This window comes from Rhizobacter sp. (assembly GCA_019635355.1).
Taxonomy (GTDB): Bacteria; Pseudomonadota; Gammaproteobacteria; order Burkholderiales; family Burkholderiaceae_C; genus Rhizobacter.
Map to the genome: position 1 here is coordinate 2,286,412 of JAHBZQ010000001.1, position 22,803 is coordinate 2,309,214.

Here is a 22,803-nt window from a genome sequence, read left to right on the forward strand (position 1 = left end):
CATCCCACGCCACCATGAACCTCATCTCCCGCTTTGCCGCCGCCACCCTCGTCGCCACCCTGTGCTCCGCCGCGCAGGCGCAGGAGACCCCCGTCAAGTTCCAGCTCGATTGGCGCTTCGAGGGGCCCGCCGCGCTCTTCCTGGTGCCGGCGGCCAAGGGCCACTTCAAGGCCGAGAAGCTCAACGTGACCGTCGACGCCGGCAACGGCTCGGGCGGCACCGTCACGCGCGTGGCCTCGGGCACCTACGACATGGGCTTCGCCGACCTCGCGGCGCTGATGGAATTCCACGCCAACAACCCGACCGCCCCCAACAAGCCGGTCGCGGTGATGATGGTCTACAACAACACGCCGGCCGCGGTGCTCGCGCTCAAGAAGAGCGGCATCAAGACCCCGGCCGACCTGAACGGCAAGAAGCTGGGTGCCCCCGTCTTCGACGCCGGCCGCAAGGCCTGGCCGATCTTCGCCAAGGCCAACAACATCAACAACGTGGCCTGGACGGCGATGGACCCGCCGCTGCGCGAGACCATGCTGGTGCGCGGCGACATCGACGCCATCACCGGCTTCTCGTTCACCTCGCTGCTCAACCTCGAAGCGCGCGGCGTGAAGACCGAGGAGGTGGTGATCCTTCCCTACCCGCAACACGGCGTGAAGCTCTACGGCAACGCCATCATCGCGGGCGAGGAGTTTCTCAAGAAGAACCCCGAGGCGGTGAAAGCCTTCCTGCGCGCTTTCACCAAAGGCATGAAGGACGTGATCGCCGACCCGGCCGGCGGCATCGCGACCGTCAAGGCCCGCGACGGCATCATCAACGAAGCACTGGAGTTGCGCCGCCTGAAGCTCGCGCTCGATGCGAGCGTGCTCACGGCCGACGCCCGGGCCGACACCTTCGGCGCCACCAACCCGGGCCGCCTGTCGCTGATGGCCAGCCAGGTGTCGGATGCCTTCGGCACCAAGGAGCGGGTGAACGCCGCGGCCGTGTGGAACGGCGGCTACCTGCCCACCGCCGCCGAGCGCGACATCTTCAAGGCCGCGCCGAAGAAGTAAGGCTCAGGCGCTCAGGGCAGGCTCAAGGCAGGTCCACCGAGAACTGGAACATCATGGCCGAGTTGCCGAGGATGTTGGCCTGCAACGAGTAGCGCGGCGTGAACTGCCAGCCCAGCGCCAGCACCACGCCGGGCGAAAAGCCCCGGTGGTTGAAGGGCACCTTGTCCTGGAACTCGCCCTTGTAGCCGTACATGATGCCGGCCGTCCACTGCGCGAAGAGCTGCGGGTAGGGGCTGAAGTCGTACAGCCGCTGCCCGCCGTAGACCATGCCGCTCGGCTGGCCGAACGAGTTGCTGAAATAGCAGGCGCCCCACAGCAGGCCATCGAGCCGCTCGCGCTCGAAGCCGAGCATCCACACCGGCTTGTGATTGGGGTCGCGTGAATAATGGATCGTGTAGGGCGAGGCCATCAGGCGCCAGGTGCCGTTGCTGCCCGACGGCGTGGCCGTCGGCGCGCGGGGGGTCACCGCCGTGGCGGGCTTCGCAGGATCGATGGGCGTGGGGCTGGTCTGGGCCAGGGCGGGCAACGCCGTGCCGGCCGCGGCCACCGCCAGCGCGGAAACAAGGACTTTCATGCGTTCAATTGTCGCCATGTTTTTCAGCACCCACACCGGCCCGCGGCGGCCAGGGTGGGTAAGGGTTTGTGCAGGGCTGTGTGTGACGCTTTCCCTCACGATGCTCGTGAGCGGCTGCGCCTGGTGGGACGCCAAGGAGCGCGAGCTCGTCTACCGCCCCGCGCCCGGCCGCCCGGCCGACTTCGCGGGCCTGAAGGCTGGCGACTCGATGTACACGCTCAAGGTGCGCGGCGAGCAGTCGGGCAAGCCCGAGACGCTCGCCCTCTGGTGGATGCCCGCCGCCGACCCGCAGGCCCCCACCCTGCTCTACCTGCATGGCACCTTCCGCAGCCTCTACAAGAACCACCCGAAGATGGAGGCGCTGCGTGACGCGGGTGTGTCGGTGCTAGCGGTCGACTACCGCGGCTGGGGCGACAGCGAGCCCATCATCCCGTCGGAAGAGTCCATCCTCGCCGACGCCGACGTGGCCTGGGTCGAGCTGATGCAGCGCCAGCCCGACCCGAAGAAACGCATCATCTTCGGCCACTCGATGGGCGGCGGCGTGGCCATCGACCTCGCGAGCCGCAAGCACTACCGCACCGACTACGGCGCACTCATCGTCGAGTCGACCTTCACCAGCCTGCCCGACGTGGCCGCCTCGGTGGGCGCGTATGGCGTCGTCGCCTCGTGGATCACCCGCCAGCGCTTCTACTCCGACCAGAAGATCGCCAAGGTCGACGCACCCATCCTCATGATGCACGGCGACCGCGACAAGACGGTGCCGGTGGAGCTGGGCCGGAAATTGCGTGATGCCGCCCGACCCGGCAGCGTGCGCTGGGTCGAGATCTCGGGCGGCTCGCACAGCCAGCTTCACAAGGAGGCGCCGGGGATCTACCGAGAGGCCGTGCGATCCATCCTCCAGCAATTGCCCAAATGAGCTCCTTTGTCGACTTTCGAAACGTCTGGCTTGCCTACAACGACGAGCTGCTCGCCAAGAAGCAATACGCCGTCGAAGACATCTCCCTGCAAGTCGGCGAAGGCGAGTTCATCGCCATCGTGGGGCCTTCGGGCTGCGGCAAGTCGACCTTCATGAAACTCGCGACGGGGCTCAAGCGGCCCTCGCAAGGCAGCATCCTCATCGACGGCCGTGAGGTGACCAGCCCGCTCAAGATCACCGGGATGGCCTTCCAGGCACCATCTCTGCTCCCCTGGCGCACCACGCTGGACAACGTGCTGCTGCCGCTCGAGATCGTGGAGCCCTACCGCTCGAGCTTTCGCGCCCGCCGCGCCGAATACGCCGAGAAGGCGAAGAAGCTGCTCGCAAGCGTCGGCCTCGCCGGCTATGAAGACAAATTCCCCTGGCAGCTCTCGGGCGGCATGCAGCAGCGGGCCTCGATCTGCCGCGCGCTCATCCACGAGCCCAAGATGCTGCTGCTCGACGAGCCCTTCGGCGCGCTCGATGCGTTCACCCGCGAAGAGCTGTGGTGCATCCTGCGCGACCTGCAGGCCGCGCAGAAGTTCAACGTCATCCTCGTCACGCACGACCTGCGGGAGGCGGTGTTCCTCGCCGACACGGTGTACGTGATGAGCCGCAGCCCGGGGCGCATGCTGGTGCGCAAGACCATCGAGCTGCCACGCCCGCGCGAGCTGGAGCTGACCTACACCAAGGGCTTCACCGATCTCGTGCTGGAGCTGCGCGAGCACATCGGGGCCATCCGCAAACCGGTCGGGCGGGTGGAGGTGCCGCAATGAACAAGAAGCAGAAAGAAGCCCTGGCGCCCTGGCTGCTGCTCATCGGCGTGCTGGTGCTGTGGGAGCTGCTCTGCCGCGGCTTCAACGTCTCCGAGTTCGTCTTCCCCGCGCCTTCGCGCATCGCCACGCAGCTCGTCGAGTTCCGCGGCGTGATCGCCGGCCACGCGTGGCGCACCTTCTGGGTCACGATGGCGGGCTTCGGGCTCTCGATCGTCGTGGGCACCCTGCTCGGCTTCCTCATCGGCAGCTCGCGCATGGCCTACGCCGCGATGTACCCGCTGATGACGGCGTTCAACGCCCTGCCCAAGGCGGCCTTCGTGCCCATCCTCGTGGTGTGGTTCGGCATCGGCGTAGGTCCGGCGGTGCTCACGGCCTTCCTCATCTCTTTCTTCCCCATCACCGTCAACATCGCCACCGGCCTCGCCACGCTGGAGCCCGAGCTCGAAGACGTGCTGCGCGTGCTCGGCGCCAAACGCTGGGACGTGCTCATCAAGGTCGGCCTGCCCCGCTCGCTGCCCTACTTCTACGGCTCGCTGAAGGTGGCGATCACGCTCGCCTTCGTGGGCACCACCGTGTCGGAGATGACCGCCGCCAACGAAGGCATCGGCTACCTGCTCATCTCGGCCGGCTCGTCGATGCAGATGGGCCTGGCCTTCGCGGGCCTGGTCGTGATCGGCGTGATGGCGATGGCGATGTACGAGCTTTTCGCGGTGGTGGAGAAGCGCACGACCGCATGGGCGCACCGCGGCTCGGGCGCCAGCTGAAGCCTCCGCCTGCGGTACAAAGCGGGGTCTCCGACTCCGCGCCACGCCTTCATGCGCTTCCTGTTTCTGTTGATTTCTCTGCTGGTGGCACTGCCCGCACCCGCCGCCACCGAAGGCAAAGACAGCGTCAGCTTCGCCGACACCCGCCGCGCCTACACGCGCCTGCCCGGCGAGTTCGACATCCGGTACGAGACGGAGATGGCGGTCGCCGACCCCAAGCTCACCGAAGGCGCCACACGCAAGCTGACCGCTACGCTGCGCGAGATCATCGACACGCTGCCACCCCACACGCGCAGCGAGTTTCGCAGCACCACCTACTTCCTGATGTGGGGCGCCAAGTCGCCCCAGGGCGGACTGAAAAGCGGCATGCGGTACGTGACCCGCGGATCGAAGAACCCGCTGCACGACCCGCGCTGGCAAGGCGCCGTCGTCATCTACAGCGCCCACAACTTCCTGCACCTCGACGAGGTCTGGTCGAAGAAGGCGCTGACGCACGAGATGGCCCACGCCTGGCACCTGCTGAACCGCAAGCCCAAGGACCCGGCCATCCTCGGCCCCTTCGACAACGCCATCGCACGAGGCCTCTACCGCGACGTGCAGGACCACAAGGGCCAGATCGTCGCCGACGCCTACGCACGCACCAACCAACTCGAGTACTTCGCCGAACTGTCGGCGGCCTACTTCGTGGGGATCAACTACATGCCCTTCGACCGCAAAGGCCTGCGCAGCTACGACCCCATCGGCTACCAGATGGTCGAAACCCTGTGGGGCCTGCGATGAGCAAAGGCTGGCAGGGCCACCTGAAGCTCGACTACCGCCGCACCGGCCCGCGCACCACCGTCCTCGACCAGCACAACGGCCCGCTGCGGGTGCTGCAAAGCCTCTACCCCGAAGGCGATGCGATCTGCCACAACGTGCTGGTGCACCCACCGGGCGGCATCGTCAGCGGCGACGTGCTGGCCATCGACGTCAACGTGCAGAGCGGCAGCCACGTCCTCATCACCACGCCGGGCGCCACGCGCTTCTACCGCAGCCTCGGCGAGCCGGGCCTGCAGACGCTCACCGCGCGGGTGGACGACGGTGCACGCTTCGAGTGGCTGCCGCTCGAAACCATCCTCTACCCCGACACGCTGGCCGAGAACCGCATGCGTTTCGAGCTCGCGCCCGGCGCCGAGATGATGGGCTGGGACGTGCTCGCCCTCGGCCTGCCCGCGAGCGACCAGCCCTACGACCGCGGCCGCTACACCCAGAGCATCGAACTCCCCGGCGTGTGGCTGGAGCGGGGCCGGATCGACGGGCACGACACCCGCCTGCTGCAGTCGCCGCTCGGCTGGGCCGGGCACACCGTGCTGGCCACGATGTGGTTCGCCGCGGGCCGCGCGCTCACCGCGGCACGCCGCGACACGCTGCTCGACGCCGCCCGCGAGGCCGTCTCGGCCAGCCCGCTTCGCACGACTGCCGGCTGCACCGCGCCGCACGGCGAAGTGGTGGTGCTGCGCGCGCTGGCCCACCGCGTGGAACCTGCCATGCAGTTGCTGACCGAAGTCTGGAAACGTTGGCGCCAGACCGCCTGGTCGCTCTCCGCAGCGCAACCGCGTGTCTGGCGCACCTGACCCTCAAGGTGCTCCTGCATGACCAAGACCCTGCTGCTCTGCCTCGCCTTCCTGATCGCGCCCCTCGCGGGCGCTGCCGACAAGTCTCCCGGCACCGGTACGCCGCTGCGCTACACCTTTTCTTGGCCGCTCGACGCGGAGGGCCTGAAGCCCCGCGGCGGCAGCACACGCGGCGCGCCGGTCACGCTCGAGCTCACCCCCTCGCCCGAGTGGAAGGCGCTGCAGGCCCCGGGTCTGAGCCCGCAAGAGCGTGACCGACGCGCCATCCTCGCGATGGCCGGCAGCTACCGCGTGACCTTCGACTTCCTGGAGATCGCGTCGTACACCGCCGCCGACGACCCGTCGCCCAAGCTCGGCCCCTATCAGTCGTGGGGCACCGAGAAGGTCTACGTCGACCGCAACGAGCCGGGCTTCGTGAGCCTGGTGCACATCCTCGAGATGCGCATCGCCGGCAAAGACGGCAAGCCCGGCGAGCCCATCGTCACCAAGCACTGGCGGCAGGACTGGGCCTTCGAGCCCGAAGCCATTGTTGAATACCTCGGCAAGGATCGCTGGCAGCGCCGGCCCGTCCCCGAAGCCGCCCGCCGCGGCGCCTGGGGGCAGACGGTCTACCAGGTCGACGAGTCGCCGCGCTACGCGAGCCTCGGCCGCTGGCAGCACAACGCGAGCTTCTCCACCTGGGTCAGCGGCGACACCTGGCGCCCGCTGCCACGCCGCGAGTGGAGCGTGCGCAAGGACTACGACACCTTGATCGGCACCAACCGCCACACCGTGCACCCCACCGGCTGGACGCAGGAAGAACACAACCTCAAGGCCCGGCTCGACGCGCAGCGCGTGCCCGACGCCAACTTCCCCTACCTCGGCCGCGAGGTCGGCATGGCGCGCTACGAGCGATTGAAGAACCCCGACTTCGCCGCCGCCGACCGCTACTACGCCGCCACGAAATCGTTCTGGCATGAAGTGCTGGCCACGTGGGATGCCGCGTTCGTGAAGCACGGCACGCTCACGCTCAAGGGCCCGGTCGACAAGCTTGGCCTCTTCGTGCCGCTCTTCGAGCGTGCCGACGAAATCGAGGGGGGCAAGGCGAAGGGCGACAACGCGCCGGGGATTCGCAAGGCGCTCGCTGACATCGGCGTCCTGAATTGAGGCGCGAAGGCACGCCACTTCCACGCATCGCGAGCCGGCACTGACTTCGACAATGGTCCGGAAGCTCTGAACAGGCCCTTCGCGGAACGGCGCGCCTTGGTTTCGGATGGGCTGCAAGGCGCAAAGCGCAGCGATACCTGTCGGTATCGCGAGCATTTGCAACGCCGCAGACCGCCGAAAGCAAGGATGCGCCGGCCGCGAAGGGCCTGTTCAGAGCTTCCTAACCCATGGCCTTTGTCGTCAGGACTGCGCATGCCGCCTCCCCAGAAAATCCGCCTGGGTGACCTGCTGGTTCAGCAGAACCTCATCACCCAGGAGCAGCTCACCGCCACGCTGGAGCAGCAGCGCTCCAGCGGCCGCAAGCTCGGCCGCATCCTGGTCGACAGCGGCGTCGTCACCGAAGAGCAGATCTCGGGGGCGCTCGCCGGCCAGCTCAAGATCCCCTACATCAACCTCAAGCAGACGAACCCGGCGCCCGCGCTGGTCAACCTGCTCACCGAGGCCCAGGCCCGCCGCTTCCGCGCGCTGGTGCTGGAAGAGAACAACGGCATCTTGCGCGTCGGCATGGCCGACCCGAGCGACCTCTTCGCCTACGACGAGCTCACCCGCATCCTGAAGCGCGAGATCGAGCTCGCCGCCGTCACCGAGACGCAGCTGCTCGCCACCATCGACCGCGTGTACCGCCGCACCGGCGAGATCACCGCACTCTCGCAGGAGCTGACCGCCGAACTCGCGCAGACCGAAGCCGACTTCGGCAACCTGCTCGGCACCGAAGCGGCGGTGAAAGACGCGCCGGTCGTCAAGCTGCTCCAGACCCTGTTCGAAGACGCCGCACAGGTGCGCGCGTCCGACATCCACATCGAGCCGCAGCAGCACAAGCTGCATGTGCGCTTCCGCATCGACGGCGTGCTGCACCTGCAGACCGAGGCCGACCTCAAGATTGCCCCGGCCCTGGTGCTGCGCCTGAAGCTGATGTCGGGCCTCGACATCTCGGAAAAGCGCCTGCCGCAAGACGGCCGCTTCCACGTCGACATCCGCGGCAACCCGCTCGACGTGCGCATCTCCTCCATGCCCACGCAGTACGGCGAATCCGTCGTGATGCGTCTGCTCAACCAGAGCGGCGGCCTGCTGCGGCTCGACCGGCTCGGCATGGGCGACGAGATGCTCGCCAAGGTGCGCGGCGCGCTCAATCGCACGAGCGGCATGATCCTCGTGACCGGCCCGACCGGCAGCGGCAAGACCACCGCGCTCTACGCCTCGCTCAACGAGATCAACTCGCCCGACCGCAAGATCATCACCGTCGAAGACCCGGTCGAATACCGGCTGCCCGGCATCAACCAGGTGCAGGTGCACGACAAGATCGACCTCTCGTTCGAGCGTGTGCTGCGCGCCGCCCTGCGGCAGGACCCGGACGTGATCCTCGTCGGTGAAATGCGCGACAAGACCACCGCCGAGATCGGCCTGCGTGCCGCGATGACCGGCCACATGGTGCTCTCCACCCTGCACACCAACGACGCCGCCACCACCCCGATCCGCCTGCTCGACATGGGCGTGCCGCCCTACATGGTGGCCATGTCGCTCAACCTCGTGATCGCGCAGCGCCTGGTGCGCCTCTTGTGCGACAACTGCATCGCCCCGCACAGCCCCACGCCGCAGGAGCTCGGCTGGCTCGACCACTACATCGGCCCCGAAGGCAAAGAGGGCAAGTACATGCGCGGCATGGGCTGCTCACGTTGCAACGGCACCGGCTTCATCGGCCGCACCGCCGTCTACGAGATGCTGGAGATGACGCCGGAACTCGTGCAGACCGCCAACCACGGCTCGCCCATCGAGTTCGTGCGCATCGCGCGCGAGCAGATCGGCCACAAGACCCTGCTGCGCAACGCACTCGCGCTGGCGCATGCCGGCCGCTCCACGATCTCGGAAGCGATGGCGCTCGCCGCCAGCGGCGACCTCTGAGCGTGGCCTGAGGCATGCCGCAGTTCACCTACACCGCACGCGACGCCGGCGGCGCCCTGCTGCAAGGCGTGCTCGAGGGCGACAGCGCCGGCGCCGTGGCGGCCGAGCTGCAGCGCGCCGGCAGCACGCCGCTCGAGATCGTGCTCGCCACCGCGGTGGGCGCCTCGATGGCCTCGAAGCAGATCGGCTTCGGCAAACGCGAGAAGGTCAAGCACGAAGACCTGCTGATGTTCAGCCGCCAGCTGCACACGCTGTTGAAGTCGGGCATCGCGCTCACGCGGGCGCTCGGCGGGCTGCAGGAATCGGCCTCGCCCGCGATGAAAGACGTGATCCGCCAGACGCGCGAGAGCCTGGAGTCGGGCAACGAGATGTCGACCTCGCTCGCCAAGCAGACGGGGGTGTTCAGCGCCTTCTACGTGGCGATGGTGCGCGTGGGCGAGATGACGGGCCGGCTCGACGAAGTCTTCCTGCGCCTCTTCCACCACCTCGAATTCGAGAAGCTGATGCGCGACCAGGTGAAGTCGGCGCTGCGCTACCCGAGCTTCGTGATCGCGGTGATGATCATCGCCATCGGCGTGGTCAACGTGTTCGTGATCCCGGCCTTCCAGCGGGTGTTCGATGGTCTCGGCTCCGACCTGCCGTTCATGACGCGCATCCTCGTCGGCTTCTCGCGCTTCACCATCGTGGCCTGGCCCTACCTGCTGGTCGCAGCGGTGGGCGGCTTCATCGGCTTCAAGCGCTGGACGGCCACCGAAGACGGCGGCTACGCATGGGACAAGTTCAAGCTCAAGTTCCCCATCGCCGGCAAGATCATCCGCAAGGCCACGCTCGCGCGCTTCTCGCGCAGCTTCGCGCTCGCGCTCAAGAGCGGCGTGCCGGTGGTGCAGTCGATGATGGTGGTGGCCAACACGGTCGACAACCACTTCTACGCCCGCGCCATCGAGAAGATGCGCGAAGGCGTGGAGCGTGGCGACAGCCTGCTGCGCACCGCGGCGGCGAGCGGCATCTTCACCCCCGTCGTGCTGCAGATGATCGCGGTGGGCGAGGAGTCGGGCACGCTCGACGAGATGCTCGGCGAGGTGGCCGACTTCTACCAGCAGGAAGTGGAGTACGAGCTGAAATCGCTCTCGGCGCAGATCGAGCCGATCCTCATCATCTTCCTCGGCGTGCTGGTCTTGATCCTCGCGCTCGGTGTCTTCCTGCCCATCTGGGACCTCGGCAAAGCTGCCCTCAAGTGACCTTGGTGTGAGTCCGTGAAATAGGACTCACTTGCAATGCAAGTCGCCCGGAAAAGCCTGCCTTATCGAGGCACTGCCCAAACCCTGCGTCCCTAGCATCACCCTGACCCTCGGACCGCCATGTCGGCGGCCGTTCATGGTGCGTGCGAGATGTTCAACCGACGAGAACAACCTGGCTGGATGGCGGTGGTCCCGCGCAAGCAGAGCGTGGACTTCGTGCACGTCGTGCGCGACGGCGAGCGCCCGCGCGTGCGCTGGCTCGACAGCAACCCGCGCGAGGGCACGGAAGCCCAGGCCCTGCAGCACGCCCGCCGCGCCCACCACCTGCAGCGCTACCGCTGCACCACCTGGATCGACCCGAGCGCCTACCAGATGGTGCAGGTCACCCAGCCCAAGGTCGACGCCACCGAGCTGCGCGCCGCCCTGCGCTGGAGCATCAAGGATTCGCTCGACTTCCCGGTCGAGCAGGCGATGGTCGACGTGCTGCCCATCCCGACCGACGGCATGCCCGCCGGCCGCGACGCGCTCGCGCTCGTGGTCGCCGCCAAGCGCGACAAGCTGCAGGAGCGTGTGCAGGCCTTCCAGGCCGCCAACCTGAAGCTGAGCGTGATCGACGTGGTCGAGACCGCCCAGCGCAACATCGCCACCCTCTTCGAAACCCAGGGCCGTGGCATCGCCATGCTGGGCCTGCACGACAACGGCGCCCTGCTCACCTTCAGCCGCGGCGGTGAGCTCTACGGCCTGCGCCACATCGACATGAACCTCGCGGCCCTGGCCGACACCGAGCAGCGCGCCACCGTCTTCGAGCGCGTGGGCCTGGAGCTGCAGCGCTCGCTCGACGGCTTCGACCGCCAGTTCAGCCAGGTGCCGCTGTCGCGCCTGTTGATCGCCGGCCACCCGGCCGCCGAAAGCTTCTCGAACTTCCTGAAAGACAACCTCTACCTGCCGGTGGAAGTGGCCGACCTCTCGACGGTGCTCGACCTCGGCCGCCACGCCGACGCCCTGCAGGACGTGACGCAACAACACGCCTGGTACGTGCCGATCGGCATGGCCCTGCGCGAAGAGAGCGCGGCATGACGCAGAACATCAACCTCTACGACGCCTCGCTGCGGGCCAAGCGAGAGTGGCTGACGGCCGCCAACGCCGCGGCCGCCGTGGGCGTGTGCGCGCTCGCCGTGGTGCTGGCCGGCACTTGGGCCGTGCACGACGTGCGCCAGCTGCGCCAGCCGGCCAACGACACCCACACCGCGCTGGAAGCCGCGCAAAAGGAACTGGTCGACCTCACCCAGCGTCTGGCGCAATCCAAGCCCGACGTGCGGCTGCAAGGCGAGCTGCGCGCGATCCAGGCGGCCGTGACGCAGCGCCAGTCGGCGTTCACGCTGCTGCAGGCCGGCGGCCTGGGCAACGAATCCGGCCATGCCAACGCGCTCAACGCCTTCGCCCGCCAGTCGATCAACGGCCTGTGGCTGACCGGCGTGACGCTCGATCAGCAGCAGGTCGCGCTGCGCGGCCGCTCGACGAGCCCCGATCTCATCCCGAGCTACGTGAACCGGCTCAACAAGGAAGCGGCGCTGCAAGGCCGCTCGTTCCGCGCGCTGCACATCGAGCGCCCCGCGCAGGAAGCCGCGGCCTCGGCCCCGGCGCGCAGCGCACCGTTCGTCGAGTTCTCGCTCGTGAGCGCCCACGGTACCGAAGCGCCCGCCAAAGCCACCTCGCAGGAGGGCCGGCGATGAACCTGAAGGACCGCTGGAAGCACCTCAGCGCGCGCTACGCCGCCCTCGCCCCGCGCGAGCGCGCCCTGCTGCCCGGCGCGGTGTGCTTCGCCATCCTGATGCTGGGGCACCTGCTCGTCATCGAACCCGCGACCAAGGAGCGCCGCCTGCTGCAGCAGCGCCTCGCGCAGGAGGCGAACGACCTCACCGTCGCGCAAGCGCAGATCACCGTGCTGCAGGCCAAGCTGAAGAACCCCGACGCCGAGGTGCGCGCGCAGCTCGAAGCGCTGCGCCTGCAGGCGCGCGCGGCCGACGACCAGTTCAAGAAGCTGCAAGGCTCCCTCGTGCCGGCGCAAGACATGAGCGACTGGCTCTCGGGCCTGCTGCAGGCGCAACGCGGCCTGCAGCTCGTGGGCCTGCGCACACTGCCGGTCACCTCGGTGACGGAGCTGGTCGACAACAAGAAGCCCGCTGCGCCGGGAGCCGCGGCCTCCGCGCCGGCCACCGACGCCGCCACGCCCGACGGCTGGCTCTACCGCCACGGCGTCGAGATCACCGTGCGCGGCAGCTACCCCGAACTCGTCGCCTACCTGCAGACGCTGGAGCGCATGCCGCGCCGCGTCTACTGGGGCGAACTCAAGCTCGATGCACAACACAGCCCTGCGGTGGTGATGACGCTCGTCGTCTACACGCTGAGCGTGGACAAGACCTGGTGGGTCATATGAGCCGAACCTTCGCTTTCCTCTGCCTGCTCGCCACCGTCTCGGCCGGCGCCCAGGTGCTGCCCGACCCGACACGCCCGCCCGCCGGGCTGCAGGCCGCCGGCCCCGCCGACCCGGTGACGCCGGAGACGCTGGTGCTGCAGTCGGTGCTGCTCGGCCCCGGCCGCACGCCTGCTGCGGTCATCAGCGGCAAGCTCGTTGCCCTCGGCGGCAGCGTGGGCGATGCCCGCCTCGCCCGCATCACGCCCCACAGCGTGCGGCTCGACAGCTCGCAAGGCACGACCACGCTCACCCTGGTGCCAGAAGGCCAGAAAACCAAGCGCGACGCGCGCACGGAGCCGTCCAGATGAGAAAACTCGATCTCTACCCGCGCGTCATTCCCGCCTTCGCGGGAATGACGGCCCTGCTGCTGCTCGCCGGCTGCACCACCGAGAAGATGCCGCAGCACGCCACGCTCGACCGCATCAAGGAAGAGATGGCCCGAGCGTCCGCCCGCGAAGCCGCCAAGCCCAGCACGCCGCCGCCCGACGCGGTGAACCGCGCCCTGCTGCCGCCGCTGGCCGCCGAGCCGGTGAAGCTGCCACCGCCGAGCGAGCCGCGCTTCGACCTGGCCGTGTCCAACGCGCCGGCCCAGCAGGTCTTCCTGCAGATCGTGACCGGCACGCGCTACAGCATGCTGGTGGCGCCTGAAGTGACCGGCGTGGTCGCACTCAACCTCAAGAACGTGACCGTGCGCGAAGCGCTCGACGCGATGCGCGACCTCTACGGCTACGAGTACACGATGCAGGGCACCCGCATCCACATCCAGCCCAACACGCTGCAGACGCGCATCTACCAGGTCAACTACCTCGCCGCCAAGCGCAACGGCACGAGCGACACGCGCGTGACCTCGGGCTCCATCTCATCGAGCAACGTCAACAACACCGGCAACAACAACGGCGGTGGCGGCGGCAACAACAACAGCAACACCCCGTCGAACAACAACCCCACGCCGGGCTCGGGCAACAACGGCACCGCGACCAAGGTCAACGGCAGCCACATCACCACCGATTCCGACAACGACTTCTGGGCCGAGCTGCGCACCACGCTCACCGGCCTGATCGGCGCCGACAACGGCCGCCGCGTGATCGTGAACCCGCTGTCGGGCGTCATCGCCGTGCGCGGCTTCCCGCAAGACCTGCGCACCACCGAGAACTACCTGCGCATGACGCAGCTCATCGTCGAGCGCCAGGTGATGATCGAAGCCAAGATCATCGAGGTGCAGCTGTCCGACAGCTCGAGCAGCGGCGTGAACTGGTCGGCCTTCCGCAATGCGTCGAGCCACCTGTCGATGGGCCCCATCGGGCCGGGCACCACGCTGCAGACGCCGAGTGCGGCCGGCGCCGCCACCTCGCTGCTCACCAACGCCCTCGCGGGTGCTGCCTTCGGGGCCTTCCCCGGCGCGTCGCTCGTCACCGACAGCACCAACGCCAGCAGCCTCTTCGGCCTCGCCTTCCAGAGCCCCAACTTCGCAGCGATGCTGCAGTTCCTCGAAACGCAGGGCAATGTGCAGGTGCTGTCGAGCCCGCGCATCGCCAGCGTCAACAACCAGAAAGCCGTGCTCAAGGTCGGCACCGACGAGTTCTTCGTCACCGGCATCACGACCACCGTCACGACCAGCGGCACCGGCAACCCGATCGTCACGCCCACCGTCACGGTGCAGCCCTTCTTCTCGGGCATCGCACTCGACATCACGCCGCAGATCGACGAGAACGACCAGGTCATCCTGCACCTGCACCCGTCGGTGAGCGTGGTGGCCGAGAAGCAGAAGAACCTGAACCTCGGCTCGCAGATCGGCACCTTCCAGCTGCCGCTCGCCTCGAGCACCGTGAGCGAGAGCGACTCGGTGGTGCGGGTGCAAGACGGCAACATCGTCGCCATCGGCGGCCTCATGAAGCAGGCGCAATCGAACGCCGCCTCCGGCCTGCCCGGCACCACCGACTCGGTGCTCGGCACCGCGGTGGGCATGCGCAGCAAGAGCGGCATGAAGAGCGAGCTCGTGATCCTGCTCAAGCCGACCATCATCCGCAACGAACGCAGCTGGCAAGCGGATGCGGCCGACACGCAGGACCGCTTGAACCAATTCCAGACACGGACGCGCTGAGGAAACCCATGTACCTCGCCCACTTCGGCCTGCGTGAACTGCCCTTCGGGCTGACGCCCGACACCGCCTACGCCTACGCGACGCGGGCGCACCAGGAAGCGCTCAACACGCTGCTGATCGCGTCGCAGCATGGCGAAGGCTTCATCAAGATCACCGGCGAAGTCGGCACCGGCAAGACGCTGCTGTGCCGCCGCTTCCTCGCCTCGCAAGGCGACGAGGCGGTCACCTGCTACCTGCCCAACCCGCTGCTCACGCCGGCCACGCTGCTGCTCGCGCTGGCCGACGAGCTGGAGCTGAAACTCTCACCTCAGACAAGCGAATACGAGCTGCTCAAGGCCATCAACGAAGAGCTGCTGGCGCTGGCCGCCGAAGGCAAGCGCGTGATCGTCTGCGTCGACGAGGCGCAAGCACTGCCGCTCAAGAGCCTGGAGACGCTGCGCCTCTTGTCCAACCTCGAGACCGAGAAGCGCAAGCTGCTGCAGGTGGTGCTGCTCGGCCAGCCCGAGCTCGACGCACGCCTCGCGCTCACCTCGATGCGCCAGTTGCGCCAGCGCATTGCCTTCCACTACCGCCTGACCGGCATGGACCGCGCCGAGCTGCGCCACTACCTGCACCACCGCCTGCACGTGGCGGGCCGCAACGGCGTCGAACTCTTCAGCCCTGGCGCCATCGCCGCGCTGCAACGCGCCACCGGCGGCACGCCGCGGCTCGTGAACATCCTCGCGCACAAGGCCTTGATGGCCGTCTACGGCGCGGGCGTCGACACCGTCGACGCCGTGCACGTGCGCGCCGCCGCCCGCGACACCGATGGCGCGCTGCCCTGCTCACCCTTCGGCCTGGGCTGGTGGCACAAGCTGGGCTGGAGCGCACGATGAGCCTCTTGAACCAGGTGCTGCGCGACCTCGACCAACGCCAGGCGCCCGGTGCGCCGGCCGTCGCCAAGGCGGCGGCGCCGCGTGCGCTCGCGCCGAGCGCCGGCCTGCGCGCGATGCGCTGGGGGCTGGGCCTCGTCGCCACGCTCGCCGCCATCGCGGTGGGCGGCTGGGCGCAAGGCAGCATCCGCTGGCCGGCCAAGGCCGCCGACACACCCGTGGCCGTGGCGCCGGTGGCTGCTCCGCGGCCTGTGACGCCCGCACCGGCCCTGCCTGCGCCTGCGCCCGTGGCGGCAGTGCCCACACCGGCTGCGGCAACGCCCGAGCCGTCGACCGTCGCCCCCGCTGCGCCCGCTGCCGTGCAGGTGGCCGTCGCCGCCCCCACCGCGCGCAGCAAGCCTGTCGCCCGTCGTGAGCCGGCAGCAGACGCGTCCGCGGTGGCCACGGCCAAGCCCGAACCCCGCATCGAGCTGCGCACCGCCGCCCGCTCGCCGCAGGAGCGTGCCGAAGCGCTGTACCAGCGCGGCGTGACGGCTCACCAGGCCGGCCAGCTCAACGACTCGGCCGCCGCCTTCACCGCCGCGCTGCGCGAAGACCCGCGCCATGCCGCTGCCCGGGTGGCCCAGGCCGGCATGCTGATCAGCCTGTCGCGCCCCGATGACGCGATGGCCCTGCTCAAGGAAGGCCTCGCCCTCACCCCGGCGCAAGCACAACTCGCCTTGATGCTGGCGCGCCTGCAGGCCGAACGGCAGGACTGGGCCACGGCGGCCGAGACACTGCGCGCCGCCAGCGCCCACGTGGCCGCAAATTCCATCGAAGGCGCCGAGTTCCACGGCTTCCACGCCGCCATCCTGCAGCGCGCGGGCCGCCACGGCGAGGCCGTCGAGAAGTACGGCGTGGCCCTGCGCCTCGCACCGAACCGCAGCGTGTGGTGGATGGGCCTCGCGATCTCGCTCGAAGAGATCGGCCAGGCCGACACGGCCCGCGCCGCCTTCCAGCGCGCCAAGAGCATCGGCCTGCCCGAGGGCGCGGCCGGTTACGTCGACGCGCGGCTCAAGCAGCTCGGCTGAGCGCGAGCGATCAGTCGTTCGCGAAGCTGTAGGGCCCGCCGCGTTCCAGGGCCTTTTGGTACGCCGGCCGTGCGTGGATGCGCTTCAGGAAGGCCATCAGCTTCGGCCGCGAGGCGTCGAGCCCCGCACGCTGCGCCGCGGCTTCGAGCGGGAAGCTCATCTGGATATCGGCCGCGCTGAACTCGTTTCCAGCAAACCATTCGCTCTTGGTGAGCTCGGCCTCCATGAAGTCAAGCTGGCGCTTCAGGTTGGGGTCGACCAGCGTGCCCTGCACCTTCTGCGAGATGCCCTTGGCGATGGGCTTGATGAAGAAGGGCATCTTCGTGCGCTCGATGGTCGTGAAGACGAGCTTCATCAAGAGCGGCGGCATCGCCGAGCCCTCGGCGAAATGCAGCCAGTAGCGCCAGCGCAGCTTCTCGGGTGAACCGGCCGGCGGCACCAGCCGGCCGTTGCCGTAGCGCTCGACGAGGTACTCGATGATCGCGCCCGACTCGGCCACCGTCACCCCGTCGTCGGTGATCACCGGCGACTTGCCCAGCGGGTGCACCTGCAGCAGCTCAGGGGGCGCGAGCATGGTCTTCGCGTCGCGCTGGTAGTGCTTGATCTCGTAGGGAAGGCCCAGCTCTTCCAGCAGCCAGAGCACACGTTGCGAGCGGGAGTTGTTGAGGTGGTGGACGGTGATCATCGTTGGGCCCGTGCAAAAGAAGGCCGCATTGTGGCCAGAAGCGCCGGCCCGTGCAGGCATCGGCTTTGTCTGACGCGTAACTCAGCCCCCTCCCACACGGCGCGCGAGGCGTGGACCGTAGATTCAGCCAGCCCCTTCTCCACAAGATTCAAGAGGTTGACATGAAGACACTCCAGAAGATCCTGCTCGCCTGCGCTCCCCTGATGCTCGTGGCCGCCTGTGGCGGTGGTGACGACAGCGTCGACGACCGCCTGAGCCTCGCCGACCCGAAGGTCCGATTCGTGCACGCCATCGAAGGCGGCCCGGCCGTGGGCCTCTACCGCAACGGCGGCACCATCGGCGGCGTCAACGGCGTGAACTACCGCTTTGCGTCGAACTACTTCGACGTGAGCAGCACCGCCGCCGACTACAGCGTGCGCACCACCGCCGGCAACGTGCAGCTGAGCAACCTCAACTTCAACCCGCACCAGGGCGACAAGTACACCTTCGTGGCCTACGCCGGCACGCTTGGCGCGCCCAGCGTGCTCTTCATCGAAGACCCGTACAACAAGTCGCTCACGAGCAACGACGCACGCGTGCGGGTGGTGAATGGCGCGAACAACACCAGCAGCGTCGACGTGTACCTCACCGCGCCGTCGGTCGACATCAACACCGTGTCGCCCAACTTCGCAAGCGTCTCGCTCGGCAGCGCCGTGCCGGGCACCGGCGCGGATTCCCACGAATTCGGCGCCAACAACTACCAGCTGCGCATCACGACGGCCGGCACGAAGACGGTGATCTTCAATGCGCCGCTGAACCTGTCGCAGAACGCCGACATGCTGCTGGTCGCGGTGCCGAGCGGTTTGCTGCCGAACCAGATCAAGATCCTCGCGGTGACGGCGGACTCGGGCACCACGGCACCGGAGATCGTGACGGCTCCTTAAGGCGCGACGCTGACAAGGCACCCGTTCGCCCTGAGCCCGTCGAAGGGCAGCGATGGAGCACTGCGCGACCCTTCGACAGGCTCAGGGCGAACGGAGGTTCTCAGGCGCCTCAGATGGACATTCTTTCGCGCACGCCCTCGGCTTCCATGTGATCACCGTGGCCGCGCTGCACGATCTCGCCGCGCTCCATCACGAGGTACTGGTCGGCCAGCTCGGCGGCGAAGTCGTAGTACTGCTCGACCAGCACGATGGCCATCGTGCGGCGGTCGGCCAGCATGCGGATCACACGGCCGATGTCCTTGATGATGCTGGGCTGGATGCCTTCGGTCGGCTCGTCGAGGATCAGGAGCTTCGGACCGGCGGCCAGCGCGCGGGCGATGGCGAGCTGCTGCTGCTGGCCGCCTGAGAGGTCGCCACCCCGGCGGTGGAGCATCTGCTTCAGCACCGGAAAGAGATCGAACATCTCGCTCGGGATCGGCGTGCTGCCCTTCTTGTAGGCCAGGCCCATGCGCAGGTTTTCTTCCACGGTCAGGCGGCTGAAGATCTCGCGCCCTTGCGGCACGTAGCCCACGCCCTTGCGCACCCGGTCGTAGGAGGTGTCGCGGGTGATGTCGACGCCGTCGAGCTGGATGGTGCCGGTCTTCACCGGCACCACGCCCATCAGGCTCTTGAGCAGCGTGGTCTTGCCCACGCCATTGCGCCCGAGGATCACGGTCACTTCGCCCAGGCGGGCTTCGAACGACAGGTTGCGCAGGATGTGCGAGCCGCCGTAGAACTGATTGATGCCTTCGACTTTCAGCATGAAGCGTCTTTCGTTGCGATGCTCCGTTCGGGCTGAGCCTGTCGAAGCCCAGCGCGTCGCGCGGCAGGCTCTTCGACAGGCTCAGGGCGAACGGTGGGTTGGCTCCGTTCGGTGGGGTGGCGGCTAGCGTCCAAGGTACACCTCCACCACCTTCTCGTTCGCCTGCACATCCGCCAGCGATCCCTCCGCCAGCACGCTGCCCTCGTGCAGCACCGTCACCTTCTTCGCCGGGTTGTCGCGCGTGAGCTCGTGGATGAACTTCATGTCGTGCTCCACCACCACCAGCGAGTGGTTGCCTTCGAGCGAGAGGAAGAGCTCGGCGGTGCGCTCGGTCTCTTCATCCGTCATGCCGGCCACCGGCTCGTCGAGCAGCAAGAGCTTCGGGTCCTGCATCAGCAGCATGCCGATCTCCAGCCACTGCTTCTGGCCGTGGCTCAAGAGGCCGGCCGTGCGCTGGGCGCTGTCTTTGAGGTGGATGAGCTTGAGCATGTCGCCGATGCGGTCGGCCTGCTCGCTGTTCAAGCGGAAAAACATCGACTGCTTGACGCCCCGGTCCCCCTTGAGCGCCAGCTCCAGGTTCTCGAACACCGACAGCTGCTCGAAGACGGTGGGCTTCTGGAACTTGCGGCCAATCCCCACCGAGGCGATCTCGTTCTCGCGCATGCGCAGGAGGTCGATGGTCGAGCCGAAGAAGGCCTTGCCCACGTCGGGCCGGGTCTTGCCGGTGATCACGTCCATCATCGTGGTCTTGCCCGCGCCATTGGGGCCGATGATGCAGCGCAGCTCGCCCGCGCTGATGTTGAGGTTGAGCGCGTTGAGCGCCTTGAAGCCGTCGAAGCTGACGGTGATGTCGTCGAGGTAGAGGATGGCGCCGTGCGCCACGTCGACCTCACCCGGCGTCACCACGCGGCTGTAGCTGTGCTTGCGCCCGCCCGACTCGCCTGCGTTGGTGGTCTTCTTCGCTTCCATCGCCTGGCGCGTGCGTGCGCCGGCTTGCATCAGCTCCGGGGTCATGCCTTCTCTCCCTCTTTCTGGCCGGTGAGCTTGCGCACGAGGCCGATGATCCCTTGCGGCAGGAAGAGCGTCACCGCAATGAAGAGCGCGCCGAGGAAGTAGAGCCAGAACTCGGGAAAGGCCTGGGTGAACCAGCTCTTCGCGCCGTTGACGAAGAAGGCGCCGACGATCGGGCCAATGAGCGTGGCACGCCCGCCCACCGCCGCCCAGATTGCCATCTCGATGCTGGCCGCAGGCGACATCTCGCTCGGGTTGATGATGCCCACCTGGGGCACGTAGAGCGCGCCGGCAATGCCGCACATCACGGCCGAGATCACCCAGATGGTGAGCTTGTAGCGCAGCGGGTCGTAGCCGGTGAACATGACGCGGCCTTCGGCATCGCGGATGGCCTGCAGCACGCGGCCGAACTTGCTGGCGATGAGCCAGCGTGCGAAGACGAAGAAGCCGATCAGCGTGAGCCCCGTCAGCACGAAGAGGAACATCTTCATCTGCGGCGTGGTGATGGTGATGCCCAGGATGCGCTTGAAGTCGGTGAAGCCGTTGTTGCCGCCGAAACCCGTCTCGTTGCGAAAGAAGAGCAGCATCGCGGCGAAGGTCATCGCCTGCGTGATGATCGAGAAGTACACGCCCTTGATGCGCGAGCGGAAGGCGAAGTAGCCGAAGATGAAGGCCAGGAGCCCCGGCACCAGCACCACCATCGCCGCCTGGAACAGGAAGCTGTCGCTGCCCGCCCAGTGCCACGGGAATTCCTTCCAGTTGAGGAACACCATGAAGTCGGGCATGTCGCTCTGATACTGCCCGTCACGGCCGATCTGGCGCATGAGGTACATGCCCATCGCGTAGCCGCCGAGGGCGAAGAAGAGGCCGTGGCCGAGCGAGAGGATGCCGGTGTAGCCCCAGATCAGGTCCATCGCCAGCGCGCAGATGGCGTAGCACATGATCTTGCCGATGAGCAGCACGGCGAAGTCGCTCATGTGGAACACGCTGTCGGGCGGCACCACGAGGTTGAGCACGGGGGCCACCACCAGCACCGCCAGCAGCGACGCCAGCACGCCGAACCAGCTCTTGAGCGACATCAGCCGTGTCGGCGACGACACGGTGGGGATCGTAGGAACAGAAGGAAGAACTGCACTCATGCTTCGGCGCTCCGGCCCTTCATGGCAAAGATGCCTTGCGGACGTTTCTGGATGAACACGACGATGAAAACCAGCACCATGATCTTGGCGAGCACCGCACCAGCCCAGCCTTCGAGGAGCTTGTTGATCACACCCAGGCCGAGCGCCGCGTAGACGGTGCCGGCGAGTTGGCCCACGCCGCCGAGCACGACGACGAGGAAGCTGTCGACGATGTAGCTCTGGCCAAGGTCGGGGCCCACGTTGCCCACCTGCGACAGTGCGCAGCCGGCGAGGCCGGCGATGCCCGAGCCGAGCGCGAAGGCATAGGTGTCGACCTTGGCGGTGTTGACGCCCACGCACGAGGCCATGCGGCGGTTTTGCGTCACGCCGCGCACGAAGAGGCCGAGGCGGGTGCGGGCCACGAGGTAGGCCAGCCCACCCAGCACCAGCATCGCGAAGACGATGATCGCAATGCGGTTGAAGGGCAGCGTGAGGTTGCTCAGCACCGACACACCGCCCGAGAGCCACGCCGGGTTCTCGACCGGCACGTTCTGTGCGCCGAAGAGCGTGCGCACGGCTTGCATCAGCACCAGGCTGATGCCCCAGGTGGCCAGCAGCGTCTCGAGCGGGCGGCCGTAGAGCCAGCGGATCACGCTGCGCTCCATCGCCGCGCCGACGAGTGCCGAGGCGAGGAACGAGATCGGGATGGCCGCGAGGATGTAGTAGTCGAACACACCCGGCAGGTAGTTGCGGAAGAGGTTCTGCGTCACGTAGGCCGCATACGCGCCGATCATGATCAGCTCGCCGTGCGCCATGTTGATGACGCCCATCAAGCCGTAGGTGATGGCGAGGCCGAGCGCGGCCAGCAGCAGGATGGAGCCGAGGCTGATGCCGGTGAAGACCACGCCGGCGCGTTCGCCCCAGGCGAGCTTGCTGCGGATGCCGTCGAGCGCTTGGCCGAGGGCGGCCCGCACTTCGGGGTCGGTCTCGGCATCGGGCGCAAGGCGCTCTTGCAGCAGGCTGGCCACGGTGGGCTCGCTGCTTTCGGCGAGCGACTTCACCGCCGCGAGGCGCTTGGCCTTGTCGGACGACGACACGAGGATGGCCGCGCGCATGCGCTCGATCGACTGCTTGAGGCCGGCGTCGGTCTCGGCGGCGAAGGCCTTCTCCAGCAGCACGAGCTGCGATTCGTCGATGGTCTGCTTGGCCATCTCGGTGATGGCGGCGCGGCGTGTCTCGACGTCGGGCGAGACGAGCTGCAGCGCCGCCTGGGCGGCTTGCAGCGCGCCCTTGATGCGGTTGTTGCTGACCACGTCTTCGGCGTTGTCGGGCAGCGTGGCGGCCGCGCCGGTGGCCGCGTCGACGGCCTTGTCGTCGCGCACGACGAAGACCTTGTCGCCCGCGATCTTCACGGCGTCGTCGAGCAGTGCCTGCACGAAGGGCGCGAGGTCGGTGGCGCCGTCGGCCACGGCTTTGTTGAGTGCGGCGATGCGCTCGTCACTGTCGCCTTCGGCAATCGCCTTGGCCTGCTGCGGTGTGAGCGCGTGTGCATGGCCAAAGGCCAGCAACATCAGCGCGAACAGGGCGCAGGCGAATAGTCGGGTGGTCAGAGACATGGCTCTTGTGGGTTGCCCCGCCCTCCGCGGGGACCAAACAACAAAGAGGCCCTGCCCT

The 22,803-nt window shown here is 67.9% G+C and carries 23 protein-coding genes; 17 read left to right on the forward strand and 6 right to left on the reverse strand.

All coding sequences use genetic code 11. The features are described 5' to 3' along the window. The first annotated feature begins 14 nt into the window (after positions 1 to 14). Positions 15 to 1,046, forward strand: a complete 1,032-nt coding sequence (locus KF892_10160; GenBank protein ID MBX3625364.1) for an ABC transporter substrate-binding protein — start codon at positions 15 to 17, stop codon at positions 1,044 to 1,046. Between the two features lie 22 nt (positions 1,047 to 1,068). Here KF892_10160 and KF892_10165 read toward each other — a convergent pair whose 3' ends face one another. Further along, entirely contained in the window at positions 1,069 to 1,620 is a 552-nt protein-coding gene (locus tag KF892_10165; GenBank protein ID MBX3625365.1) for an ABC transporter ATP-binding protein, read from the reverse strand. Positions 1,621 to 1,702: 82 nt separating this feature from the next. Here KF892_10165 and KF892_10170 point away from each other — a divergent pair, with 82 nt between their 5' ends. The 15 genes from KF892_10170 (at position 1,703) to KF892_10240 (ending at position 16,590) form a co-directional block, all read left to right on the forward strand. Then, positions 1,703 to 2,536 (forward strand): alpha/beta fold hydrolase, encoded by an 834-nt coding sequence (locus KF892_10170; protein ID MBX3625366.1) that lies wholly within the window; start codon positions 1,703 to 1,705, stop codon positions 2,534 to 2,536. After that, positions 2,533 to 3,351 carry an ABC transporter ATP-binding protein gene (locus KF892_10175; protein MBX3625367.1) on the forward strand — a complete coding sequence of 273 codons (819 nt, stop codon included), beginning with the start codon at positions 2,533 to 2,535 and terminating at the stop codon, positions 3,349 to 3,351. Before KF892_10170 ends, KF892_10175 begins: the two co-directional genes overlap by 4 nt. Then, positions 3,348 to 4,115 carry an ABC transporter permease gene (locus KF892_10180; protein MBX3625368.1) on the forward strand — a complete coding sequence of 256 codons (768 nt, stop codon included), beginning with the start codon at positions 3,348 to 3,350 and terminating at the stop codon, positions 4,113 to 4,115. The genes KF892_10175 and KF892_10180 overlap by 4 nt, the downstream gene beginning before the upstream one ends. Positions 4,116 to 4,166: 51 nt before the next feature. Next, positions 4,167 to 4,895, forward strand: coding sequence for a hypothetical protein (locus KF892_10185; protein ID MBX3625369.1), 729 nt, complete (start codon positions 4,167 to 4,169; stop codon positions 4,893 to 4,895). Next, a complete protein-coding gene (locus KF892_10190) occupies positions 4,892 to 5,728 on the forward strand; it encodes an urease accessory protein UreD (protein ID MBX3625370.1) in 837 nt (278 codons plus the stop codon). The genes KF892_10185 and KF892_10190 overlap by 4 nt, the downstream gene beginning before the upstream one ends. A 273-nt stretch (positions 5,729 to 6,001) precedes the next feature. Beyond that, entirely contained in the window at positions 6,002 to 6,874 is an 873-nt protein-coding gene (locus tag KF892_10195) for a hypothetical protein (GenBank protein ID MBX3625371.1), read from the forward strand. 252 nt (positions 6,875 to 7,126) lie between these two features. Beyond that, positions 7,127 to 8,833, forward strand: a complete 1,707-nt coding sequence (locus KF892_10200; protein ID MBX3625372.1) for a type II/IV secretion system protein — start codon at positions 7,127 to 7,129, stop codon at positions 8,831 to 8,833. A gap of 14 nt (positions 8,834 to 8,847) precedes the next feature. Beyond that, a complete protein-coding gene (locus KF892_10205) occupies positions 8,848 to 10,071 on the forward strand; it encodes a type II secretion system F family protein (protein MBX3625373.1) in 1,224 nt (407 codons plus the stop codon). Positions 10,072 to 10,221: 150 nt separating this feature from the next. Further along, positions 10,222 to 11,148 (forward strand): agglutinin biogenesis protein MshI, encoded by a 927-nt coding sequence (locus KF892_10210; GenBank protein ID MBX3625374.1) that lies wholly within the window; start codon positions 10,222 to 10,224, stop codon positions 11,146 to 11,148. Then, positions 11,145 to 11,804 (forward strand): PilN domain-containing protein, encoded by a 660-nt coding sequence (locus KF892_10215; GenBank protein ID MBX3625375.1) that lies wholly within the window; start codon positions 11,145 to 11,147, stop codon positions 11,802 to 11,804. Before KF892_10210 ends, KF892_10215 begins: the two co-directional genes overlap by 4 nt. Beyond that, a complete protein-coding gene (locus KF892_10220) occupies positions 11,801 to 12,508 on the forward strand; it encodes a type II secretion system protein M (protein MBX3625376.1) in 708 nt (235 codons plus the stop codon). Before KF892_10215 ends, KF892_10220 begins: the two co-directional genes overlap by 4 nt. Continuing rightward, positions 12,505 to 12,855: an MSHA biogenesis protein MshK gene (locus tag KF892_10225; GenBank protein ID MBX3625377.1), complete on the forward strand. Its 351-nt coding sequence runs from the start codon at positions 12,505 to 12,507 to the stop codon at positions 12,853 to 12,855. The genes KF892_10220 and KF892_10225 overlap by 4 nt, the downstream gene beginning before the upstream one ends. Beyond that, the gene (locus tag KF892_10230; GenBank protein MBX3625378.1) at positions 12,852 to 14,648 is read left to right on the forward strand and encodes a secretin N-terminal domain-containing protein; all 1,797 of its coding nucleotides are present in this window, start codon (positions 12,852 to 12,854) and stop codon (positions 14,646 to 14,648) included. Before KF892_10225 ends, KF892_10230 begins: the two co-directional genes overlap by 4 nt. A gap of 8 nt (positions 14,649 to 14,656) precedes the next feature. Then, positions 14,657 to 15,523: an AAA family ATPase gene (locus tag KF892_10235; protein ID MBX3625379.1), complete on the forward strand. Its 867-nt coding sequence runs from the start codon at positions 14,657 to 14,659 to the stop codon at positions 15,521 to 15,523. Then, positions 15,520 to 16,590, forward strand: coding sequence for a tetratricopeptide repeat protein (locus tag KF892_10240; GenBank protein MBX3625380.1), 1,071 nt, complete (start codon positions 15,520 to 15,522; stop codon positions 16,588 to 16,590). Before KF892_10235 ends, KF892_10240 begins: the two co-directional genes overlap by 4 nt. A 10-nt stretch (positions 16,591 to 16,600) precedes the next feature. Here KF892_10240 and KF892_10245 read toward each other — a convergent pair whose 3' ends face one another. Beyond that, positions 16,601 to 17,275, reverse strand: a complete 675-nt coding sequence (locus KF892_10245; protein ID MBX3625381.1) for a glutathione S-transferase — start codon at positions 17,273 to 17,275, stop codon at positions 16,601 to 16,603. Between the two features lie 161 nt (positions 17,276 to 17,436). Between KF892_10245 and KF892_10250 the strand changes: the two genes are divergently transcribed. Continuing rightward, on the forward strand, positions 17,437 to 18,198 hold the full coding sequence (locus tag KF892_10250) for a DUF4397 domain-containing protein (GenBank protein ID MBX3625382.1): 762 nt from the start codon (positions 17,437 to 17,439) through the stop codon (positions 18,196 to 18,198). A gap of 109 nt (positions 18,199 to 18,307) precedes the next feature. Here the strand turns inward: KF892_10250 and urtE are convergent, their stop codons facing one another. The 4 genes from urtE to urtB all read right to left on the reverse strand — a co-directional run bounded on the left by urtE (position 18,308) and on the right by urtB (position 22,745). Beyond that, the gene (gene urtE / locus KF892_10255) at positions 18,308 to 19,000 is read right to left on the reverse strand and encodes an urea ABC transporter ATP-binding subunit UrtE (protein ID MBX3625383.1); all 693 of its coding nucleotides are present in this window, start codon (positions 18,998 to 19,000) and stop codon (positions 18,308 to 18,310) included. Positions 19,001 to 19,123: 123 nt separating this feature from the next. After that, positions 19,124 to 20,014: an urea ABC transporter ATP-binding protein UrtD gene (urtD, locus tag KF892_10260; protein MBX3625384.1), complete on the reverse strand. Its 891-nt coding sequence runs from the start codon at positions 20,012 to 20,014 to the stop codon at positions 19,124 to 19,126. After that, on the reverse strand, positions 20,011 to 21,150 hold the full coding sequence (gene urtC, locus KF892_10265; GenBank protein MBX3625385.1) for an urea ABC transporter permease subunit UrtC: 1,140 nt from the start codon (positions 21,148 to 21,150) through the stop codon (positions 20,011 to 20,013). The genes urtD and urtC overlap by 4 nt, the downstream gene beginning before the upstream one ends. Continuing rightward, on the reverse strand, positions 21,147 to 22,745 hold the full coding sequence (urtB, locus tag KF892_10270; protein MBX3625386.1) for an urea ABC transporter permease subunit UrtB: 1,599 nt from the start codon (positions 22,743 to 22,745) through the stop codon (positions 21,147 to 21,149). Before urtB ends, urtC begins: the two co-directional genes overlap by 4 nt. Positions 22,746 to 22,803: the final 58 nt, after the last annotated feature.

Bases quoted from the DNA above. Each gene is read 5' to 3' on its own strand.
- KF892_10160 (MBX3625364.1), top strand. From the start codon at position 15: ATGAACCTCATCTCCCGCTTTGCCGCCGCCACCCTCGTCGCCACCCTG.
- KF892_10165 (MBX3625365.1), bottom strand. From the start codon at position 1,620: ATGAAAGTCCTTGTTTCCGCGCTGGCGGTGGCCGCGGCCGGCACGGCG.
- KF892_10175 (MBX3625367.1), top strand. From the start codon at position 2,533: ATGAGCTCCTTTGTCGACTTTCGAAACGTCTGGCTTGCCTACAACGAC.
- KF892_10180 (MBX3625368.1), top strand. From the start codon at position 3,348: ATGAACAAGAAGCAGAAAGAAGCCCTGGCGCCCTGGCTGCTGCTCATC.
- KF892_10185 (MBX3625369.1), top strand. From the start codon at position 4,167: ATGCGCTTCCTGTTTCTGTTGATTTCTCTGCTGGTGGCACTGCCCGCA.
- KF892_10190 (MBX3625370.1), top strand. From the start codon at position 4,892: ATGAGCAAAGGCTGGCAGGGCCACCTGAAGCTCGACTACCGCCGCACC.
- KF892_10195 (MBX3625371.1), top strand. From the start codon at position 6,002: ATGGCCGGCAGCTACCGCGTGACCTTCGACTTCCTGGAGATCGCGTCG.
- KF892_10200 (MBX3625372.1), top strand. From the start codon at position 7,127: ATGCCGCCTCCCCAGAAAATCCGCCTGGGTGACCTGCTGGTTCAGCAG.
- KF892_10205 (MBX3625373.1), top strand. From the start codon at position 8,848: ATGCCGCAGTTCACCTACACCGCACGCGACGCCGGCGGCGCCCTGCTG.
- KF892_10210 (MBX3625374.1), top strand. From the start codon at position 10,222: ATGTTCAACCGACGAGAACAACCTGGCTGGATGGCGGTGGTCCCGCGC.
- KF892_10215 (MBX3625375.1), top strand. From the start codon at position 11,145: ATGACGCAGAACATCAACCTCTACGACGCCTCGCTGCGGGCCAAGCGA.
- KF892_10220 (MBX3625376.1), top strand. From the start codon at position 11,801: ATGAACCTGAAGGACCGCTGGAAGCACCTCAGCGCGCGCTACGCCGCC.
- KF892_10225 (MBX3625377.1), top strand. From the start codon at position 12,505: ATGAGCCGAACCTTCGCTTTCCTCTGCCTGCTCGCCACCGTCTCGGCC.
- KF892_10230 (MBX3625378.1), top strand. From the start codon at position 12,852: ATGAGAAAACTCGATCTCTACCCGCGCGTCATTCCCGCCTTCGCGGGA.
- KF892_10235 (MBX3625379.1), top strand. From the start codon at position 14,657: ATGTACCTCGCCCACTTCGGCCTGCGTGAACTGCCCTTCGGGCTGACG.
- KF892_10240 (MBX3625380.1), top strand. From the start codon at position 15,520: ATGAGCCTCTTGAACCAGGTGCTGCGCGACCTCGACCAACGCCAGGCG.
- KF892_10245 (MBX3625381.1), bottom strand. From the start codon at position 17,275: ATGATCACCGTCCACCACCTCAACAACTCCCGCTCGCAACGTGTGCTC.
- KF892_10250 (MBX3625382.1), top strand. From the start codon at position 17,437: ATGAAGACACTCCAGAAGATCCTGCTCGCCTGCGCTCCCCTGATGCTC.
- urtE (MBX3625383.1), bottom strand. From the start codon at position 19,000: ATGCTGAAAGTCGAAGGCATCAATCAGTTCTACGGCGGCTCGCACATC.
- urtD (MBX3625384.1), bottom strand. From the start codon at position 20,014: ATGACCCCGGAGCTGATGCAAGCCGGCGCACGCACGCGCCAGGCGATG.
- urtC (MBX3625385.1), bottom strand. From the start codon at position 21,150: ATGAGTGCAGTTCTTCCTTCTGTTCCTACGATCCCCACCGTGTCGTCG.
- urtB (MBX3625386.1), bottom strand. From the start codon at position 22,745: ATGTCTCTGACCACCCGACTATTCGCCTGCGCCCTGTTCGCGCTGATG.